Genomic DNA, 19,953 nt, shown 5'->3' on the forward strand with positions numbered 1-19,953 from the left:
GGAACGGCGGAACGTTCCGCAGCCGTCCCGCTGCGGCCTTGTTGCCAGAACCGGCGCTTGCCGGTATGACGCCATTCCCAAACCCCAGCCCCATCCACGGAGCCTGATCTTGATCGACGCTGGTGCTACGACGGCCGAACAGTTGAAGCAGTTCGCCGACCGCATGGAAAACCTGCTGAACGAAATCGATGGACTGAAGAACGACCTCAAGGACCTGAAGGGCGAGGCGAAATCGGCCGGCTTCAACATCAGGGCGCTCGACCGGCTGGTCGCGATCCGCCGCAAGGACTCGGCCGACGCCGAGACCGAACTGCTGAACGACCTGCTGCTCTACGCCCACCACACCGGCACGCATCTCGACCTCGCGGTTCCGGAGACGGCCGAGGAAGCAGCCTGACCGGCCGCGCCGGGCGGGGCTCGACATTGCGCCCCGCCCGATGCATCATCGCACGCATGCGTTCCGCCGGTCTGCCGGCCGGACGGGCCGTCCGCATTGCTCCGGTTCCGGACGCCCCCTCGATTGATTGGGACCACTAAGCTTGATGGGCACCGCCATTCCTGGCCAGCAGATCTCCGAGATCCAGCGGCTCGAAGCACTTCGCCGGTACGGCATACTCGACACCCCCCGCGAGGAGGAGTTCGACGACGTCACGCGCCTTGCAGCCTATGTCTGCCGCGCGCCGGTCGCGCTCGTGAGCTTCGTCGACGCAAACCGCCAGTGGTTCAAGTCGGAGATCGGACTGGACGCCAGCGAGACCCCGTTGAACGCGTCGGTCTGCCGCCTCGCCATCAAGCAGTCGGAGCTCTTCATCGTGCCCGACCTGGCCGCGGACGGCCGGTTCTCCGACAACCCGCTGGTGGCCGGACCTCCGGGCATGCGTTTCTATGCCGGCGCGTTGCTGAGGACCTCGGACGGGCATGCCCTCGGCACGTTGTGCGTCCTCGACCACGAGCCCCGCCCCGGCCTGGACGAGGAGCAGAAAGCCGCCCTGTCCACCCTCGCCCGCCAGGTGATGTCCCTGCTGGAGCTGCGCCGCTCGATCCAGCAGAAGGACCTGATGCTCAAGGAAGTCAACCACCGGGTCAAGAACAGCCTCCAGCTCGTCTCCAGCCTGCTGCGGCTGGAAAGCCGCCAGATCTCCGATCCGGTGACGCGCCGCCATTTCGACGAGGCCTGCTCCCGCGTCGCCACCGTCGCCCGGGTCCACGAGCGCCTGTACAAGACCGACAAGGTCGGGGTCGTGGAATTCGGCATGTTCCTGCGCGACCTGTGTGCCGACCTGGCCCACTCCGCGATGGTCGAGCAGGGTCACCATATCGAGGTGGAGGCCGACACCCACGAACTGCCGACCGACAAGGTCATCCCGCTGGCGCTGGTCGTCAACGAACTGGTGACCAACGCAGTCAAGTATGCCTACCCCGCGGGCCGCCGCGGCGTGATACGAGTCCGTTTCAAGACCCTGCCGGACGGCGGGTTCGAGGTCGGCGTCGCGGACGAGGGGGTCGGATTGCCCGCCGGGTTCGATCCCGCGAACACCCAAAGCCTGGGAATGCGCATGGTTTGCGCCCTGCTGGGGCAGTTCGGCGGCGAGTTAGCCTGTGAGTCCGGCCCGTCCGGAACCATGTTCCGGATCCACGCCGCGGGGTGACCGCATCGGAAAGACCGGAAGCCCATCGGGAGGCCCATTGGAACGAACGCTTTGTAGGCACTTGGACGATTCGATCCGGCAGGTGTTGACCTCTTGCCACTTCTGAGTCCCGAAATGTAGCTTGGTCCGATGCACGCAATCTCAAGAATTCGCCTTGTCCATTCCACCCCCGCCGCTTCCCTGCCCTCGGACCGGCAGGAACCCGTGCGATCGCGGCGCGTCCGCATCCTGATCGTGGAGGACGAGGCGATCCCGGCCATGCTGCTGGAGGAAATGGTCGAAGACCTGGGGTTCACCGTCTGCGGCAAGGCGATATCCGGTCCCGGCGCCGTGATGGCCGCCGAGGACTACCGGCCGGACCTCATCCTGATGGACATCCGGCTTGCGCAGGGGACGGACGGCATCGACGCCGCCGTCGAGATCCGCCAGCGCCTCGGCATTCCGTCCCTCTTCATGAGCGCCTTCAGCGACCAGGCCACCCTGAAGCGGGCACAGGCGGCCCAACCTGTCGGTTTCGTCGGCAAGCCCTATGACGACGCCCGGCTGGGTGCCGCGCTGACCGCGGCGCTCCAGGGCATGGGGCTGGCCGAGGACTGAGAGTATCCGCCCTTGACGCCGATACCCTCGGCCCCGGCCCTCGAATGATCCGGACGCTTCATCTTCACGCCGTCAGGTATATGTTGAAGTAAGCAGGAGAATACCGCTACACACCCGCCTATCCCGTCGTTGGAAGCACGGGCATGACCTGTGCCGAGGGGCAGCCGAAACGTTGCGGAAATTTAGCGATAAACTTGACGATCAGCCGGTGGAATCCTGTCTTGTCTTCCGTCCGCGTCTGGAAGACTGTATCGCCCGGTTTGATCGATTACGCCTCGTGCTTCTGTCTGGGCCTTCCGGCATCGGTAAGACCACCCTGATGGCGCGCTGGCACGCCATAGCGCGCAACCGCGGCATAACGGCGGGTTGGCTGTCACTGCACCGCAACGGGCATGACCCCCGGCACTTCCTGGCGGATCTGGCGGACATGCTGGAGCCGGTCCTGCCGGCCTTCGGGCGGCGGGTCGCCGGCCTTGGCTCCTGCGGGTCGTCAGCGACCCTGGAAGACGTCCTGTGCGACCTGGCGGGGGAACTGGACCGCCTCGGACGCCGGATCATCCTGTTCCTGGACGATTATCAGGCGGTGACGGACCCGGCGGTCCATCGCGACGTCAACCGGATGCTGAGCGGCCTGCCCGCCTGCTTCACGCTGGTTATCGCCACGCGCGCCGACCCGCCGCTGCCGCTCGCGCGGCTGCGCGGCTGCGGGACGCTGCTGGAATTGCGCGCATCCGACCTGCGCTTCACCCTGGACGAGGCGCGCTACTACCTGACCCGGGTCCAGGCCCTGGACATTGCCGAGGACCAGGTCCGGGAAGTCACGGAGAAGACGGAGGGCCGCATCTCGGCCCTTCAACTGGCGGTGCTGACCAGGCGCCTGATGGCGAAGGAGCGGGACGCCCTGCCGGAGATCCGCCACCGCACCGACCGATGGCTCGATCGGGCGGACCCCGGCCAGCCCGATGGGCCTCCCCAGTCCGACGACCCGCTGCTGCGGGGTTTCGCCGCCGTCATGGTGGGTTATGCGGCGGGGGCCGCGGGCGACCTGGAATCCGCGATGGCCCAGTGCCGCGACGCGATCGAAATATCCGGCCGCGTGCTGGAAACGCTCCAGCCCGAGACCGCGCGGCCGGCACCCGCATCGTCGGACCGCCTGCACCACCGCGAAATCCAGATTCTGCGGCTCGTCTCCGAAGGGTTGCGCAACCGCGAGATCGGCGAGCGACTGCGCATCTCGGAGGACACGGTCAAATGGTACATGAAAAGGTTGTTCGCCAAGCTGTACGTCACTACCCGGACAAGCGCGGTCGCCCGGGGGAGGGAAATGGGCTATCTGCAGTAGGTCTTTGGAGTTTCGGCAGAATGCCACCCTTTCGGGTGGTGCGCCGCGTCCCCCCCTGTCCCTAACTTCACGCAAAATCCAGGACATCCGACCGCATGCCCCGGCGACGGGAGATCCGGCGGACCGTCCGATAAGGGGAGGTACGCATGGACGGGGATCACATACTTGAAACCCGGAATCTGACGAAGGAATTCAAGGGTTTCATCGCGGTCAAGGACGTCAGCCTCCAGGTCCGCCGCGGCAGCATCCATGCCCTGATCGGCCCGAACGGGGCGGGCAAGACGACCGTCTTCAACCTGCTGACCAAGTTCCTGACGCCGAGCGGCGGGCAGATCCTGTTCAACGGCAACGACATCACCCGGGTCAAGCCGGCCGACATCGCCCGGCGCGGGCTCGTACGCTCCTTCCAGATCAGCGCCGTCTTCCCGCACCTGACCTGCCTGGAGAACGTACGCGTGGCGCTGCAGAAGCGCCTGCGCGGCGACAGCTTCGACTTCTGGCGCTCGGAGAAGGCGCTGCACGCCCTGAACGGCCAGGCCGAGGCGCTGCTGGACTCGGTCAACCTGGCGGCCTACCGCGACACCGCCGCCGCCGAGCTGCCCTACGGCCGCAAGCGCGCGCTGGAGATCGCCACCACGCTGGCGCTGGAGCCCGAGCTGATGCTGCTCGACGAGCCCATGGCCGGCATGGGGCACGAGGACATCGACCACACCGCGGCGCTGATCCGCAAGGTCTCGGCCAACCGCACCATCCTGATGGTCGAGCACAACCTGTCGGTCGTGTCCGACCTCTCGGACAAGATCACGGTGCTGCGCCGGGGCGAGATCCTGGCCGAGGGGCCTTACGCGACGGTGTCGAAGGACCCGCAGGTGATGGAAGCGTACATGGGGACGGGACATGCCTGACGGGGCCGCGACGACGACGGGGATGCTGGAGATCCGGGATCTCCACGCCTTCTACGGCGAGAGCCACATCCTGCACGGGGTCAGCCTGGACGTCCGGCGGGGCGAGGTGGTGACCCTGCTGGGGCGCAACGGCGCCGGCAAGACCACGACGATGCGCTCGATCATGGGCATCGTGGGCAAGCGCACCGGCTCGATCCGGCTGAACGGGACGGAGCTGGTGGGTCTTGCGTCGAACCGGATCGCCCGGCTCGGGATCGGCTACGTTCCGGAGGAGCGGGGCATCTTCTCCAGCCTGAACGTGGAAGAGAACCTGATGCTGCCGCCGACGATCAAGCCGGGCGGCATGGACGTGGAGGCGATCTACCGGCTGTTCCCGAACCTGAAGGAGCGGCGCAAGAGCCAGGGGACGCGGCTGTCGGGCGGCGAGCAGCAGATGCTGGCGATCGGGCGGATCCTGCGCACCGGGGCCGACCTGATCCTGCTGGACGAGCCGACCGAGGGCCTGGCGCCGGTGATCATCCAGCAGATCGGGCGGGTGGTGCGGGAGCTGAAGCAGAGCGGCTTCACCATCCTGCTGGTCGAGCAGAACTTCCGCTTCGCCGCCACCATCGCGGACCGCCACTACGTGATGGAGGAGGGGCACATCGTCGACATGATCCCGAACGACCAGCTCGAAGCCAACATGCACAAGCTGCACGAATATCTCGGCGTCTGATGGTCCGGCCGGGACAGCTTTGCCGGTGCGTTGGGCCATGGCCCAACCCGACGCGGCACGTGAACCGCCGGAATCAGTCGTTTCAGCCGGAACGGCGCAGAACAACAAGGTAACAGGGGAAACGGTGAACAGGATGAGCAAGATGCTGAAGCAGATCATGACGGGTACGGCTCTCGCGGCACTGTCGGTCGGCTTCGCCGCCGCGGCGAACGCGCAGGGAGCGGTCTCGGACGGCAGGATCAAGATCGGCGTCCTGAACGACCGCTCCGGCATCTATGCCGACGTGGCGGGCGAGGGCTCGGCCGTGGCCGCGCGCATGGCGGCGGAGGAGTTCGGCAACGCGATCGACGGCGCGCCGATCGAGATCGTGGTCGCCGACCATCAGAACAAGGCCGACATCGCGGCCAACGTCACCCGCCAGTGGATCGACCGCGAACAGGTAGACGTGATCGCCGACGTGCCCAACTCGGCCGCGGCGCTGGCGGTCCAGGAGATCACCCGCGACAAGAACCGCATCTTCCTGATGTCCGGCCCGGGCAGCTCGCGCCTGACCGGCGACGCCTGCTCGCCGACCGGCATCCACTGGACCTACGACAACCACGCGCTGGCCGCCGGCACCGCGCGCGCGCTGACCGAGGAAGGCAAGAACACCTGGTACTTCATCACCGCCGACTACGCCTTCGGCCACTCGCTGGAGGAGGAGACCACGGCGGTGGTCAAGGAGCTGGGCGGCCAGGTGCTTGGCTCGGTGCGCCACCCGCTGGGCAACTCGGACTTCTCGTCCTTCCTGCTCCAGGCCCAGGGCTCGGGCTCCCAGGTGATCGGCCTCGCCAACGCGGGCAACGACACCACCAACGCGATCAAGCAGGCCAACGAGTTCGGCATCACCCAGGCGGGCCAGACGCTGGCCGGCATGCTGCTGTTCATCTCGGACGTCAATGCGCTCGGGTTGAACGCCGCGCAGGGCCTGGTCGCCACGACGGGCTTCTACTGGGACATGGACGAGGACACACGCGCCTGGTCGGCCAAGTACCAGGAGAAGACGGGCTCGAAGCCGACCATGGTGCAGGCCGGCGTCTATTCCTCGGTCAAGCACTACCTGAAGGCCGTCCAGGCGGCCAAGACCGACGAGGCGAAGGCCGTCGTCTCCAAGATGCACGAGCTGCCGATCCAGGACATGTTCGCCAAGAACGGCAAGATCCTGTCCAACGGCCGCATGGTCCACGACATGTACCTGGCCCGCGTCAAGGCGCCGTCCGAGAGCAAGGGGCCGTGGGACTATTACGAGATCGTGAGCACCATCCCCGGTGACCAGGCCTATCTCGACGCGGCCGCCAGCGGCTGCAAGATCGCCCAGAAGTAAGGGACGGACCCGCAAATGATGGAGCTGCTGGGGATTCCGCCCCAGGTCCTGTTCGGTCAGCTCCTGCTGGGGCTGATCAACGGGTCCTTCTATGCCCTGCTGAGCCTTGGGCTGGCCGTCATCTTCGGCATGCTCAACGTCATCAACTTCGCGCACGGCGCCCAGTACATGCTGGGCGCCTTCGCGGCGTGGATGCTGCTGAAGTTCGCCGGGATCAACTACTGGGTGGCCCTGGTGCTGGCCCCCGTGCTGGTCGGCCTGATCGGCGTCGTGCTGGAGAAGCTGATGCTCAGCCGGCTCTACAAGCTCGACCACCTCTACGGCCTGCTGCTCACCTTCGGCCTCGCCCTGATCATCGAGGGCATGTTCCGCCACTGGTACGGCGTCTCCGGCCAGCCCTACCCGATCCCCCAGGCGCTGGCCGGCGGCCACAATCTCGGCTTCATGTTCCTGCCGACATACCGCGGCTGGGTCGTCGCCGTCTCGCTGGTGGTCTGCTTCGGCACCTGGTTCATGATCGAGCGGACCCGCCTGGGAGCATACCTGCGCGCCGCCACCGAGAACCCGGTGCTGGTCCAGGCCTTCGGCATCAACGTCCCGGTCATGATCACCGCGACCTACGGCTTCGGCGTGGCGCTCGCCGGCCTGGCCGGCGTGCTCGCGGCGCCGATCTACCAGGTCAACCCGCTGATGGGCTCGCACCTGATCATCGTCGTCTTCGCCGTCGTCGTGATCGGCGGCATGGGCTCGATCCTGGGCGCCGTGCTGACCGGCTTCATGCTCGGCATCCTGGAGGGCTTCACCAAGGTGTTCTACCCCGAGGCCTCCAACATCGTGATCTTCGTCGTGATGGCCGTGGTGCTGCTGATCAAGCCGGCCGGTCTGTTCGGACGGGAGAAGTAAGCCATGGCAACCCATTCCCAAACCGCTCCCTCCCGGGCCGCCCACCCACAGGCCGAAGCCCCGCGGGCCGGCCAGGGCTCGCCGGCGCTGAAATGGGCGGCGCTGGCGGCGCTGCTGGTGGTGGCGCTGGTCGCCCCGTTCCAGCTCTACCCGGTGTTCCTGGCCAAGGCGCTGTGCTTCGCGCTGTTCGCCTGCGCCTTCAACCTGCTGATCGGCTATGTCGGGCTGCTGTCGTTCGGCCACGCGGCGTTCTTCGGCTCGGCCGCCTACGTGACCGCCCACGCGGTCAAGGTGTGGGGCCTGACGCCCGAGCTGGGCATCCTGCTCGGCGTCGCGGTGGCGGCGCTGTTCGGCCTGGGGTTCGGCTTCCTGGCGATCCGACGGCAGGGGATCTACTTCGCGATGGTGACGCTGGCGCTGTCGCAGATGGTGTTCTTCCTGGCGCTCCAGCTGCCGTTCACCGGCGGCGAGGACGGCATCCAGGCGGTGCCGCGGGGCTACCTGTTCGGGGTGATCGACCTGGGCGACAACCTGGCCATGTACTACTTCGTGCTGGCGGTGTTCCTGGCCGGTTTCCTGCTGATCTACCGGACCATCCACTCGCCCTTCGGGCAGGTGCTGAAGGCGATCCGGGAGAACGAGCCGCGGGCGGTGTCGCTGGGCTACAAGGTGGACCAGTACAAGCTGGCGGCCTTCGTGATGTCGGCGGCGCTGGCGGGCCTCGCCGGCGGGACCAAGGCGATCGTGTTTCAGTTGGCGTCGCTGACCGACATCACGTGGCAGATGTCGGGCGAGGTGGTGCTGATGACGCTGCTGGGCGGGCTGGGCACCATCTTCGGCCCGGTGGTCGGCGCCTTCCTGGTGGTCACCTTGCAGAACTACCTGGCCGGCACGCAGCTCCCGGTGACGGTGGTGACCGGCGTCATCTTCGTCGTCTGCGTCCTGCTGTTCCGCCGCGGCATCGTCGGCGAGATCGGAGCCCTGCTCAAGGGCCGGGGGTGAGGCTTCGGGGAGGAACCTGCGTCCACGGCCGCCTTTGATTGGCTTTATGGCTGGTCACGGGCTGCCGTGGACACCCGCACAGGCTTCGGTATGGGAGAACGAACTGCTTTCGGCGCAGGCTCCCCGAGGCGACATTCCCGTACCAGAACGCGGTTGCCTATATCGCCGTAGGTCGGCCTTCGCCCGTCAGGGCGAACGCCGACGCCCTGCATCGACGCTCCGGCCACGCTGTCGGCGTCGGCCTTCGGCCGAGGCCGACCTACGGTAGGAACTCACCCGAAGCTCAGCTCCACCGCCCCCAGCCTCCCCAGGTCCATCGCCACCCGGTCGCCGGCAGCGACCCAGTTGGTCTGGACGACGCTGCCGGTCAGCACCAGGTCGCCGGCCTTCAGCCCTCCCCCCTGCCCGGCCAATTGGTTGGCGAGCCAGGCCAGCGCCTCGAACGGGTGCCCCAGCACATCGGAACCCCTGCCCGTCCCCACCACGGCGCCGTTGATCAGCATGGTCCCCGCGATCTCGTCCAGGGCGCCCCAGTCATGGACCGGGGCGCCCAGCACGCAGCCCGCGCCGAAGAAGTTGTCGGCGATCAGCAGCGGGGTGCCGACGGTCCGCCAGTCCGCATAGCGGTCGTCCACGATCTCGGCCGCCGGCATGCAGCACTCCACGAACCCGGCGACGGAGTTCCTGTCGTAGGGCGCGCCGGACTCCGGCACGTCGGCGCCCAGACGCACGGCGATCTCGCATTCCACCCCCGGCCGGCGGAAGGTGGCACGGTTCAGTACCGCCCCGCCCGCCGCCACGGTGCTCGACGGGATGCCGCCGCGGCACGGGCTCGGAATGCCCAGATAGGCCTGCATCACCGCCGTGGTGCAGCCGATCTTGTAGCCCGCCAGCTCCCCGAAGCCGGCTCCGGAGAGCTTCCGGTTCAACGCCTCCTGGACCTGGTAGGCCTCCGCCTCGTCGGCCGGCTGCAACGGGTCGGGCAGCCGGTCGAGCGCCCGCAGGCTGAGATGGGCGGCGAACAGCTCGCAGGCGGCGAAGACGGCGCTCTCCGGGGTCATCATGGCGTCACTTCATGACGGGCATGGTGAACTCGGCCCCGGCGCGGATACCGGTCGGCCAGCGCGAGGTCACGGTCTTCAGGCGGGTGTAGAAATGCACGCCCTCCATGCCGTGGACCGCATGGTCGCCGAACAGGCTGCGCTTCCAGCCGCCGAAGCTGTGGAACGCCATGGGCACCGGGATCGGCACGTTGATTCCGACCATGCCGACCTTGATCCGGTTGGCGAAGGTCCGGGCGGCGTCGCCGTCGCGGGTGAAGATGGCGGTGCCGTTGCCGTACTCGTGGTCGTTGATCATGCCGACCGCCTGGTCGAAGTCGGGCACCCGCACGACCGCCAGCACCGGGCCGAAGATCTCCTCCTTGTAGATCGTCATGTCGGTGGTGACGTCGTCGAACAGGCAGCCGCCGATATAGAAGCCGTTCTCGTAGCCCTGGAGCTTCAGGTCGCGGCCGTCGACCACCAGCTTGGCGCCCTCCTTGACGCCCTGGTCCACGTAGCCCCGGACCTTGTCGCGGTGCTGCCGGGTGACCAGCGGCCCCATCTCGGCCTCGGGATCGTTGCCCGGGCCGATCTTCAGCGCGCGGACCTTGGGCTCCAGCCGCTCCATCAGCGCGTCGCCGACCCCGCCGACCGCCACCGCGACGGAGACCGCCATGCAGCGCTCGCCGGCCGAGCCGTAGGCCGCCCCCATCAGGGCGTCGGTCGCCTGGGACAGGTCGGCGTCGGGCATCACCACCATGTGGTTCTTGGCCCCGCCCAGGGCCTGCACCCGCTTCCCGTGCTCGGTGCCGGTCCGGTAGATGTATTCCGCGATCGGGGTGGAGCCGACGAAGCTGATCGCGTCCACGCGCGGGTCGGTCAGCAGGGCGTCGACCGCCTCCTTGTCACCGTTGACCACGTTGAACACGCCGGGCGGCAGGCCCGCCTCGGTGAGCAGCTCGGCCAGACGCAGCGCCGTGGACGGGTCGCGCTCCGACGGTTTCAGGATGAAGCTGTTGCCGCAGGCGAGCGCCACCGGGAACATCCACATCGGCACCATGGCCGGGAAGTTGAACGGCGTGATGCCGGCGCAGACCCCGACCGGCTGGCGCATGGAGAAGCTGTCGACGTTGGTGCCGACGTTCTCGCTGAACTCGCCCTTCTGCAGGTGCGGGATGCCGCAGGCGAACTCCACCACTTCCAGGCCGCGGCTCAGCTCGCCGCGCGCGTCCGACTGGACCTTGCCGTGCTCGGCGCTGATCAGGCGGACCAGCTCGTCGGCATGGGCCTCGACCAGGTACTTGAACTTGAACATCACGCGGGCGCGGACGACCGGCGGAGTCGCCGCCCAGCCGGGAAGCGCGGCGGATGCCGCCTCGACCGCCGCGGCCACGTCGGCCTTGTTCGCCAGGGCCACCCGGCCGCTGACCTCGCCGGTCGCCGGGTTGAACACGTCGGCCCGGCGGTCGCCGGTCCCGGCCACGATCCTGCCGCCGATGTAATGATCGATGTCGGGCATGTTCGCCCTCCCCCTCTTTGATTGGTTGGTTGCGAAGGACACTAGCAAGCAATCGGGTACGCCGACAATCTCCGGGCGGCGGATCCCTGGACCGGCACCGCGAAAAGCCTATCTCCTGGATCAGGTTCCGCCTTCGACGGGTTTTGCCATGCGCCGTTCCGCCTGTGCCGCCGTGCTGATGCTGCTGTCGCTGGTCCTCGCCTTTCCGCCCGCCACTGGGAACGCCGCGATGCCGACACCCGGGACCGCCCATGACTTCGATTTCGTCTCGATCGATGGCCAGCCGTTGCCCCTGAAGCGGTTCGCCGGCAAGGCGGTGCTGGTGGTGAACACGGCGTCGATGTGCGGCTACACCCCGCAATATGCCGACCTCCAGGCCCTGTGGGAGCGGTACCGCGGGCGCGGCCTGGTGGTGCTGGGCGTGCCGAGCAACGATTTCGGCGGCCAGGAGCCGGGCAGCGCGGAGCAGATCAAGGATTTCTGCGAAGTCAATTTCTCGGTCGATTTCCCAATGACGGAGAAGCAGGCCGTCACCGGCGCCGGAGCGCACCCCTTCTACCGCTGGGCCGGGCAGGAGCTGGGGCAGGCCGCGGCGCCGCGCTGGAACTTCCACAAGTACCTGATCGCGCCCGACGGCCGGCTGGCCGGCTGGTTCCCGACCTCGGCCTCTCCCGGATCCGACAAGGTCGTCCGGGCGGTCGAGGCCGTGCTGCCGGAATGACCCCCGGGTCGGAGCCTGGATGATCCTGCCGTTCGCTGTTGCGCCGACCCCCGTGGCTTTGCGATAAAGCACGCTCGCGAAGGGGGTACGTACGTGTCCCCGGCATGCTTGTCGACACCACGGGAACCGCGGCATGACGCTCGGTCTGCATGACTACGAACGGCGTCGGCGGCGTCGCTTCTGGGTACGTACGGTCAAGTTCCTGGCATTCGTCGGCGTACTCCTCGGCGTCGGCCTGTTCGCGTACCAGATGGGCGTCGAGCAGGTGAAGGCGCGGGAGGCCGGGCTGCGGGCCGAGAACGCCCAGCTTGCCGGCGCCAACGCCGACCTGGCCCGCTCCGTCGCCGCGCTGCGCACGGCCGCCCAGACGGCGGAGACCAGGGCCGCCGAGCTGGAGGCGCGGCTTTCCCGCGAGTTGCCGACCGGCGACCTGGCGCGCCTGACCGAGCTGGCGCGCGAGCGGCTGGCCGCCGGAGTCGATCCCAACCGGCTGGTCTTCGTGCTGAACCAGATCCGGACCCCGCGCCAGTGCGAGAAGCCGGAGAACAAGCGGTTCATCCTGCCCACGCCGATCTACAAGGGTCCCAACTCCGCGGTGGGCTTCGCCAACGGCGCCGTCACGGTCAGCGGCGAGGGCACGCCGGCCCGCAGCGCCGCCGGCAACGCCGAGGGCTGGTTCGATCCCGCGGCCCCCGTGACGATCCGGTTCACCGAGGCGGGCGGCCGGCAGACCGAGGCCACCGGAGTGCTGCCGCTCAACCACGTGGTGGTGGCCGCCGGCATCGAGCACCAGTTCACGGTCGTGGCGGGGTCCCGGTCCTTCGTCGAGGTCACCGGCGAGCGCTGCCCATTCCCCTGACCCCATCCCGTTCACCATCCCGTTCAGGTGTAAGTTAATCGGGTATTAAGGGCTCCCGGTCCACATATCGCCCCTGCCGCCCCCGGGGCGGAAAGGCGTGGCGACGAGGGCCCTCATGAAGATCCTGATCCTGCTGCTGGTGGCGCTCCTGTTCGGCGGCGGCGGCTTCGGCGCGGGCTGGTTCCTGTTCGCCAACAAGGACGCGCACGAGGAGAAGGTCGAGGCGCCGCCGGAGCCGGAGCCGCCCGCCGGTCCGCCCGTCTTCGTCAATATCGGGCCCCTGACGGTCCCGGTGCTGGGCGCCGAGCGGATCGACCAGTTCGTCACCCTGATGGTCGCGCTGGAGGTGGCCGACGCGCCCATGGCCGACAAGGTCCGCGATCAGGCGCCCCGCCTGACCGACGCCTTCCTGACCGGGATCTACGGCGCCATCGCGTCGGGCAAGGCGATGCAGGCCGGGATGCTCGACGTCCCGCAGGTCAAGGCGAAGCTCAACGAGGCCACCGCCAAGGTGATGGGCAAGGGCGTCGTGCGCGACGTGCTGATCCAGGTCGTCAACCAGCGCCCGATGTGACGGCGCGGGCGAATCTCCGGAGTCGCGGCCCGAGTCGCGACCCTTAGTTTCCTATTCGTTGCCCCAATTCACGGCGGGATGGCGAATTTCCGCCCCGCGGCGTGGCATCGTCGTGCCGAATCAGCCCCGCAGTTGCTTTGTCGGCGGCCCTCCGGCATGCTTCGCCGACAAGAAGTTGCCCGCTACAGCCTTGAATCAACGGGATGATTGCGCGCGATAAAAGCTCTTCGACGGAAATCTGGGGGGATCGATGTCAGTTGCGTTCGTCTTCGTCGTCCTATGCGGCCTCGCGGCCCTCGGCTACGGCATCTATGCCGGCCGGGAGGTCATGGCCGCGAGTGCCGGGTCCGCCCGGATGCAGGAGATATCCGGCGCCATCCAGGAAGGCGCCCAAGCCTATCTGAACCGGCAATACACCACCATAGCCGTCGTCGGCGTCGTGATCGGCGTGATCCTGGGCTTCATCCTCGGGCTCCACGTGGCGGGCGGCTTCTTCATCGGCGCCATCCTGTCCGGCGTGGCGGGATATGTCGGCATGAACGTATCCGTCCGCGCCAACGTCCGCACGGCGGAGGCGGCGCGCCACGGCATGACCCCGGCGCTCGACATCGCCTTCAAGTCCGGCGCCATCACCGGCATGCTGGTGGTCGGGCTGGGCCTGCTGGGCGTGGCGGGCTATTACGGCGCGCTGCTGGCCGCCGGGCTGGAGATCCGCGCGATCCTGGAGGCCCTGGTGGCCCTCAGCTTCGGGGCATCGCTGATCTCGATCTTCGCGCGGCTGGGCGGCGGCATCTTCACCAAGGGGGCCGACGTCGGCGCCGACCTGGTGGGCAAGGTCGAGGCCGGCATCCCGGAGGACGATCCCCGCAATCCCGCGGTCATCGCGGACAATGTGGGCGACAATGTCGGCGACTGCGCCGGCATGGCCGCCGACCTCTTCGAGACCTACGCAGTCACCATCGTCGCCACCATGCTCCTGGCGGCGATTTTTTTCGTGGGCGAGACCCAGGCCCGGCTGATGATCTATCCGCTGGTGATCGGCGCGGTCTGCATCATCGGCTCGATCGCCGGGACCTTCTTCGTCAAGCTCGGCCCTTCCAACAACATCATGGGGGCGCTGTACAAGGGCCTGGCGGTCACCGCGGCGATCTCGGCCGTGCTGATCTTCCTGGCGACCGCGATCCTGCTGGGTTTCCGCACGCCGCTTGAGCGGATCGGCGGGGAGGCGGTGACGGGCATCCGCCTGTTCGTCTGCGCCCTGGTCGGCCTGGGCGTCACCGGGCTGCTGGTCTGGATCACCGAATACTACACCTCGACCGCGTTCCGCCCGGTTCGCAGCATCGCCAAGTCGTCCGAGACCGGGCACGGCACCAACGTGATCCAGGGCCTCGCCGTCTCCATGGAGGCGACCGCCCTGCCGGCCCTGGTGATCTGCGCCGGCATCATCATCGCCCATGCCATGGCGGGCCTGTTCGGCATCGCCGTCGCGGCCACCACCATGCTGGCTCTGGCCGGGATGGTCGTGGCTTTGGACGCCTACGGCCCGGTCACCGACAATGCCGGCGGCATCGCTGAGATGGCCGACCTGCCCAAGGAGACCCGGGTCATCACCGACGCGCTCGACGCCGTCGGCAACACCACCAAGGCGGTCACCAAGGGCTACGCGATCGGCTCCGCCGGCCTCGCGGCCCTGGTCCTGTTCGCGGCCTATATCGAGGACCTGAAGCATTACTTCCCCGACGTGGTCGTCAGCTTCAACCTCCAGGACCCTTACGTGGTCGTCGGGCTTCTGATCGGCGGCCTGCTGCCCTACCTGTTCGGGGCCATGGGCATGACCGCGGTCGGCCGGGCGGCCGGCTCGGTCGTGGTCGAGGTGCGGCGCCAGTTCCGCGAGATCAAGGGCATCATGGAAGGCACGGCGAAGCCGGACTACGGCCGCGCCGTGGACATGCTGACCCGCGCCGCGATCCGCGAGATGATCCTGCCCTCGCTGCTGCCGGTGGCGGCGCCGATCGTGCTGTACCTGGTGATCAGCCTGATCGCCGGCCAGGCGGAAGCCTTCACGGCCCTGGGCGCCATGCTGCTGGGCACCATCGTGACCGGCATCTTCGTCGCGATCTCCATGACCTCGGGCGGCGGCGCCTGGGACAACGCGAAGAAGTACATCGAGGAGGGGAACTACGGCGGCAAGGGATCGGAGGCCCACAAGGCGGCGGTGACCGGCGACACCGTCGGCGACCCCTACAAGGACACCGCCGGCCCGGCGGTCAACCCGATGATCAAGATCACCAACATCGTCGCGATCCTGCTGCTGGCGATCCTCGCCAAGCTGGGGGGCTGATACGGTTTCCGGGTGATCAGCATGATCACCCGGAAACCGAAAACCCGGCAGATCAATGCCATGGGCATTGATTGAAAGGGTCATACCGAAACCGTTGCAACGGTTTCGGTATGACAACCCCGCGGACCCGGGCGGCGCGCGCCGCCCGGGTCCGAGCCTCAGCGCCGGGGCAGGCCCGGCTGGCGGACTCCGCCCTGGCCGCCGGAGAAGCGGCCGATATTGCCCAGCATCTGTTCGATGAAGTTCATGTCGCGGCCGGCGGTCGGCGTCGTGCGCTCGACCAGTTCGACCTGCTGGCCGGCGGACTGGTCCAGTTCCTTGATGTCGGCGACCGTGCCGTTCTCGGCGAACCGGACGACCACGACCTTGCGTTCCACCACTTCCGGCTGGAAGAACGCGGTCTTCTCCGTGCGCGCGCCGATATAGTACCAGGTGTTCTCGTCGAAGGTGCCGACCGTCGACGGAGTCCCCAGCGTCACCGCCACGTCGTCGCGCGTGCTGACGCCGGGCTGGATCTGGTCGAGCCGGGTCTTCTCCGCGAGATTTCCGCGCGTGTCGATCGTGGGGGAGCAGGCGGCCACCGTCAGGCCGAGCAGGCAGGCGGCGGAGACGTGACGAAGTGTTGGTCTGACCATGATTGCCCGGTAATGTCCATTGAACGCCCTCCCCGCCATCCGAGGCGGATTGACGGGGACTGGGGCGGCACCCATTTCGGGTGGGACAATTGCACCCCCCGCGCCGCCATGTCAACTTTTCGGATCAGGGAGATCCCCCCTTGCTGAACCGCCTGTTCCGGCGCAAGCGCCCCGAGGCCGAGGCCCTGGACCTCTACGAAACCATCGTCGCCCAGGCGCGGCGGCCGGAATTCTATGCCGGATTCGGCGTGCCCGACACGATCGACGGGCGGTTCGAGATGATCGCGCTGCATGCGTTCCTGGTGATGCGCCGGCTGAAGGGCCAGGGGCAGGCAGCCGCCGCCGTGTCCCAGGAACTGTTCGACACCCTGATCGCGGACATGGACCGCAGCCTGCGGGAGATCGGCATCGGCGACCTGAGCGTGCCCAAGCATATCAAGAACATGGCCAAGGGGCTGTACGGAAGGATCGTCTCCTACGAGAAGGGCTTGGCGGACCCCGGCGACGCCGAGCTTTACGCCGCCCTCGACCGCAACCTGTACGGCACCGTCCTGGAAGTGCCCGAAACCCATCTGGCCGCCATGGCCGCCTACATGAGGCGGGAGACCGCCGCCCTCGCCGTCCAGCCGGTGGAAAGCCTGGCCGCCGGCCGTGTGCAATTCGGGCCGCCGCCTGTTATAGGGTGACATTTTATCAGGGTGACATTTTCGCCGGTGCCGACCGCCCGGCACCGGAGGACGTCGAAGGAGGCCCCATGACCGACCAGCCGATTGCCACCCCGTCGATCGGACCGGAATTCTCCCGGAACGTGCTCGCCGACAAGGTGAGCGGCGAGGAGATGGTCCAGACCATCAAGGCCAACCCGCAGGAGTGCCGGCGGCTCGCCGGGCGGCTGGACCTGCGGGACCTGAAGTCCCTGACCGCCACCGTCCGGCTGAAGCGGGTGCGCGGCGGCCAGATGATCCGGGTCCGCGGCACGCTGGAGGCCGACGTGGTCCAGACCTGCGTCGTCACGCTGGAACCGGTGGAGAACCATGTCGCGGACGAGTTCGAGATCCTGTTCGCGCCCCGCCACCTGATTCCCGAGATCCCTGCCGAGGTGGAGATCGATCCGGACGCGGAAGAGCCGCCGGAACCGCTGGTCGGCAACCGGATCGACATCGGCGAGCTGACCGCCCAGCACCTGTCGCTGGCCCTCGACCCCTATCCGCGCTGCCCCGGCATCGCCTTCGAGGACCATATCGAGGACGCGCCCGCGGAAGGCGTGGAGGAGGTCGCGGCCGAGCGGCCGAATCCGTTCCTGACCCTTGCCAAGCTGAAGCGGCCCCACTAAATTCGCGGTTCGCGCTTGCCCCCCGGGGGCGTTTTCTGTAATGAAGCGGTTCGCATAAGGCGGCTCCTTCGGGCCGCCTTTTATAATAGAGAGTTCCGACGATGGCTGTTCCGAAGAAAAAGACCTCCAAGTCCCGGCGCGACATGCGCCGCTCCCACCACGCCCTGACCGCCGCCTCCTATGCCGAGTGCCCGAACTGCGGCGAGTTGAAGCGCCCGCACCATGTCTGCGGCTCGTGCGGCCAGTATGACGGCCGTGACGTGGTGGCAGAAGCCGCGACCGCTTGACCGGTCCGGCGGACGGATCGGAACCGGACGGTGTACGGAGATCGGATGCGGTGAGCGCGCGTTTGACGATCGCCCTGGATGCCATGGGCGGAGATCATGCGCCGGAAGTGGTTGTCGCGGGTGCCGATATGGCTCGGCTGCGTTGCCCGGAGATCGATTACCTGTTCTTCGGCGACGAACAGCGGATAAAGCCGCTGCTCGCGGACCTTCCCGATCTTGAGCGCATTTCCACCATCCATCACACGCCGGATGCCGTCAGCAACGACGCCAAGCCGGCCGTGGCATTGCGCGCGGGCCGGAATTCGAGCATGCGGCTGGCCATCGACGCGGTGGCGCAGGGCAAGGCGGCGTGCGTCGTGTCCGCCGGCAACACCGGCGCGCTGATGGCCATGGCGAAGTTCGTGCTGAAGACGCTGCCGGGCATCGACCGGCCGGCGATAGCCTCGTTTTTCCCGACGCTTCGGGGCGAGAGCGTAATGCTGGACCTGGGCGCCAACATCGAGTGCGACAGCAGGAACCTGGTCGAGTTCGCGGTCATGGGATCGGTCTTCGCCCGCACCGTGCTGGGGCTGATGCAGCCGACCGTCGGCCTGCTCAATATCGGGGCCGAAGAGGTCAAGGGGCACGAGTCGATCAAGGCCGCCGCCGCCCAGCTGCGGGTGACTCCCCTGCCCGGCAAGTTCCACGGCTTCATCGAGGGCAACGACATCCCGTCCGGCACGGTCGACGTGATCGTCACCGACGGCTTCACCGGCAATGTCGCGCTGAAGACGGCCGAGGGCACCGCCAAGCTCTATTCCGAACTGCTGCGCCGGACGTTCGAATCCTCGATCGTGGCGCGCCTGGGCTATCTGCTGGCCCGCAACGCCTTCACCAAGCTCAAGAAACGCATGGATCCGCGACGGTACAACGGCGCGATGTTCCTGGGCTTGCAGGGCGTGTGCGTGAAGAGCCACGGAGGCACGGACCCGACCGGTTTCGCCAACGCGATCTGCGTGGCGGTCGATCTGGTGACCCGGGGTTTCAACGAGACGATCAAGGCCGAGATGGCGCGTATCGGCGACCTTGCCGCCGCCTCCCCGGACGGCGCGCCCCAGCAGGAACCCACGGTTCCGAATTCATCCCTCCCGGACTCAAAGGCAGCGGCCATATAGATGGTTCGACGTTCAAGGATCGTAGGCTGCGGCTCGTACCTGCCGCAGAACGTTGTGACCAATCATGACCTCGCCAAGCGGGTCGACACTTCCGATGATTGGATCACCCAGCGCACCGGCATCCGGTCGCGCCACCTCGCCGCGCCGGACGAGAAGACATCCGACCTGGCATTGGCGGCGGCGCGCCGGGCGCTGGACCATGCCGGCATCTCGGCGGGCGACATCGACCTGATCATCCTGGCGACCACCACGCCGGACCACACCTTCCCGGCGACCGCCACGAAGGTGCAGGCGGAGCTTGGAATCACCAAGGGGTTCGCCTTCGATCTCCAGGCGGTCTGCTCCGGCTTCGTGTTCGCCCTGTCGGTCGCCGACAACTTCATCCGGCTGGGCCAGGCGACGACGGCGCTGGTGATCGGCGCCGAGACCTTCTCCCGAATCCTGGATTGGGAAGACCGCACGACCTGCGTGCTGTTCGGCGACGGCGCCGGGGCGGTGGTGCTCCAGGGGGCCGAGGGCGAGGGCGCCACGAGCGACCGCGGCATCCTGTCCACCCACCTGCATTCCGACGGGCGGCAGTACGAGCTGCTGTGGGTCGACGGCGGCCCTTCCGCGACCCAGAGCACCGGCCATGTCCGGATGGTCGGCCAGGACGTGTTCCGCCACGCCGTGACCCGGTTGAGCGAGGTCGTGAACGAGGCGCTGGAAGCCAACAAGCTTACCGCCGACGACATCGACTGGCTGGTGCCCCACCAGGCCAACAAGCGGATCATCGAAGGCACGGCGCGCAAGCTGAAGCTGTCGGGCGACAAGGTGGTGATGACCGTTGACCACCACGGCAACACCTCGGCCGCCTCGATCCCGCTGGCGCTGGCGGAGGCGGTCCATGACGGCCGGATCAAACAGGGCGACCTGGTGCTGATGGAAGCCATGGGCGGCGGCTTCACCTGGGGTTCCGCCCTGGTCCGGATGTGACGCGGTGCCGGACCGGTAAAGCTGTGATGCCGCCCC

Annotated in this window: 21 protein-coding genes; 18 read left to right on the forward strand and 3 right to left on the reverse strand. The window is 67.7% G+C overall.

Annotated elements, in window-relative coordinates:
* The first annotated feature begins 109 nt into the window (after positions 1 to 109).
* The 9 genes from JL100_RS23885 to JL100_RS23925 all read left to right on the forward strand — a co-directional run bounded on the left by JL100_RS23885 (position 110) and on the right by JL100_RS23925 (position 8,476).
* Positions 110 to 397 carry a GapR family DNA-binding domain-containing protein gene (locus JL100_RS23885; protein WP_202681839.1) on the forward strand — a complete coding sequence of 96 codons (288 nt, stop codon included), beginning with the start codon at positions 110 to 112 and terminating at the stop codon, positions 395 to 397.
* A gap of 145 nt (positions 398 to 542) precedes the next feature.
* Positions 543 to 1,649 (forward strand): sensor histidine kinase, encoded by a 1,107-nt coding sequence (locus JL100_RS23890; RefSeq protein ID WP_202681838.1) that lies wholly within the window; start codon positions 543 to 545, stop codon positions 1,647 to 1,649.
* Between the two features lie 204 nt (positions 1,650 to 1,853).
* Positions 1,854 to 2,246 carry a response regulator gene (locus JL100_RS23895; protein ID WP_202681837.1) on the forward strand — a complete coding sequence of 131 codons (393 nt, stop codon included), beginning with the start codon at positions 1,854 to 1,856 and terminating at the stop codon, positions 2,244 to 2,246.
* A 319-nt stretch (positions 2,247 to 2,565) separates the two neighbouring features.
* On the forward strand, positions 2,566 to 3,588 hold the full coding sequence (locus tag JL100_RS23900) for a helix-turn-helix transcriptional regulator (protein WP_407696897.1): 1,023 nt from the start codon (positions 2,566 to 2,568) through the stop codon (positions 3,586 to 3,588).
* Between the two features lie 146 nt (positions 3,589 to 3,734).
* The gene (locus tag JL100_RS23905) at positions 3,735 to 4,493 is read left to right on the forward strand and encodes an ABC transporter ATP-binding protein (protein WP_228420868.1); all 759 of its coding nucleotides are present in this window, start codon (positions 3,735 to 3,737) and stop codon (positions 4,491 to 4,493) included.
* Positions 4,486 to 5,208, forward strand: a complete 723-nt coding sequence (locus JL100_RS23910) for an ABC transporter ATP-binding protein (RefSeq protein ID WP_202685844.1) — start codon at positions 4,486 to 4,488, stop codon at positions 5,206 to 5,208. The genes JL100_RS23905 and JL100_RS23910 overlap by 8 nt, the downstream gene beginning before the upstream one ends.
* Before the next feature lie 142 nt (positions 5,209 to 5,350).
* The gene (locus tag JL100_RS23915) at positions 5,351 to 6,571 is read left to right on the forward strand and encodes an ABC transporter substrate-binding protein (RefSeq protein WP_202685824.1); all 1,221 of its coding nucleotides are present in this window, start codon (positions 5,351 to 5,353) and stop codon (positions 6,569 to 6,571) included.
* A 15-nt stretch (positions 6,572 to 6,586) separates the two neighbouring features.
* Positions 6,587 to 7,474, forward strand: coding sequence for a branched-chain amino acid ABC transporter permease (locus JL100_RS23920; protein WP_267133589.1), 888 nt, complete (start codon positions 6,587 to 6,589; stop codon positions 7,472 to 7,474).
* A gap of 3 nt (positions 7,475 to 7,477) precedes the next feature.
* Positions 7,478 to 8,476 (forward strand): branched-chain amino acid ABC transporter permease, encoded by a 999-nt coding sequence (locus tag JL100_RS23925; protein WP_228420869.1) that lies wholly within the window; start codon positions 7,478 to 7,480, stop codon positions 8,474 to 8,476.
* 272 nt (positions 8,477 to 8,748) lie between these two features.
* Here JL100_RS23925 and JL100_RS23930 read toward each other — a convergent pair whose 3' ends face one another.
* Both JL100_RS23930 and JL100_RS23935 read right to left on the reverse strand, forming a co-directional pair.
* On the reverse strand, positions 8,749 to 9,540 hold the full coding sequence (locus JL100_RS23930; protein WP_202685441.1) for a 2-keto-4-pentenoate hydratase: 792 nt from the start codon (positions 9,538 to 9,540) through the stop codon (positions 8,749 to 8,751).
* 4 nt (positions 9,541 to 9,544) lie between these two features.
* A complete protein-coding gene (locus JL100_RS23935; RefSeq protein WP_202685442.1) occupies positions 9,545 to 11,038 on the reverse strand; it encodes a CoA-acylating methylmalonate-semialdehyde dehydrogenase in 1,494 nt (497 codons plus the stop codon).
* Positions 11,039 to 11,186: 148 nt separating this feature from the next.
* Here JL100_RS23935 and JL100_RS23940 point away from each other — a divergent pair, with 148 nt between their 5' ends.
* The 4 genes from JL100_RS23940 (at position 11,187) to JL100_RS23955 (ending at position 15,533) form a co-directional block, all read left to right on the forward strand.
* Entirely contained in the window at positions 11,187 to 11,759 is a 573-nt protein-coding gene (locus JL100_RS23940) for a glutathione peroxidase (RefSeq protein ID WP_202685443.1), read from the forward strand.
* Positions 11,760 to 11,892: 133 nt separating this feature from the next.
* Positions 11,893 to 12,618 (forward strand): hypothetical protein, encoded by a 726-nt coding sequence (locus tag JL100_RS23945; protein ID WP_202685444.1) that lies wholly within the window; start codon positions 11,893 to 11,895, stop codon positions 12,616 to 12,618.
* Between the two features lie 115 nt (positions 12,619 to 12,733).
* Positions 12,734 to 13,192 carry a flagellar basal body-associated FliL family protein gene (locus JL100_RS23950; protein WP_202685445.1) on the forward strand — a complete coding sequence of 153 codons (459 nt, stop codon included), beginning with the start codon at positions 12,734 to 12,736 and terminating at the stop codon, positions 13,190 to 13,192.
* Between the two features lie 250 nt (positions 13,193 to 13,442).
* A complete protein-coding gene (locus JL100_RS23955) occupies positions 13,443 to 15,533 on the forward strand; it encodes a sodium-translocating pyrophosphatase (RefSeq protein WP_202685446.1) in 2,091 nt (696 codons plus the stop codon).
* A 158-nt stretch (positions 15,534 to 15,691) separates the two neighbouring features.
* On the opposite strand, the gene bamE is transcribed toward JL100_RS23955, so the two are convergent.
* A complete protein-coding gene (bamE, locus tag JL100_RS23960; RefSeq protein ID WP_202685447.1) occupies positions 15,692 to 16,168 on the reverse strand; it encodes an outer membrane protein assembly factor BamE domain-containing protein in 477 nt (158 codons plus the stop codon).
* A gap of 140 nt (positions 16,169 to 16,308) precedes the next feature.
* On the opposite strand from bamE, the gene JL100_RS23965 reads away from it, so the two are divergent.
* The 5 genes from JL100_RS23965 (at position 16,309) to JL100_RS23985 (ending at position 19,917) form a co-directional block, all read left to right on the forward strand.
* Complete coding sequence (locus tag JL100_RS23965; RefSeq protein ID WP_202685448.1) at positions 16,309 to 16,854, forward strand: ubiquinol-cytochrome C chaperone family protein; 546 nt, start codon at positions 16,309 to 16,311, stop codon at positions 16,852 to 16,854.
* Between the two features lie 68 nt (positions 16,855 to 16,922).
* Entirely contained in the window at positions 16,923 to 17,501 is a 579-nt protein-coding gene (locus tag JL100_RS23970) for a YceD family protein (protein WP_202685449.1), read from the forward strand.
* A 101-nt stretch (positions 17,502 to 17,602) separates the two neighbouring features.
* Positions 17,603 to 17,788 (forward strand): 50S ribosomal protein L32, encoded by a 186-nt coding sequence (rpmF, locus tag JL100_RS23975; RefSeq protein WP_202685450.1) that lies wholly within the window; start codon positions 17,603 to 17,605, stop codon positions 17,786 to 17,788.
* Between the two features lie 50 nt (positions 17,789 to 17,838).
* Positions 17,839 to 18,942, forward strand: coding sequence for a phosphate acyltransferase PlsX (gene plsX / locus JL100_RS23980; protein WP_202685451.1), 1,104 nt, complete (start codon positions 17,839 to 17,841; stop codon positions 18,940 to 18,942).
* Entirely contained in the window at positions 18,943 to 19,917 is a 975-nt protein-coding gene (locus JL100_RS23985; RefSeq protein WP_202685452.1) for a beta-ketoacyl-ACP synthase III, read from the forward strand.
* Positions 19,918 to 19,953 lie beyond the last annotated feature (36 nt).

The sequence above is a fragment of the Skermanella mucosa genome, assembly GCF_016765655.2.
GTDB classification, from domain to species: domain Bacteria; phylum Pseudomonadota; class Alphaproteobacteria; order Azospirillales; family Azospirillaceae; genus Skermanella; species Skermanella mucosa.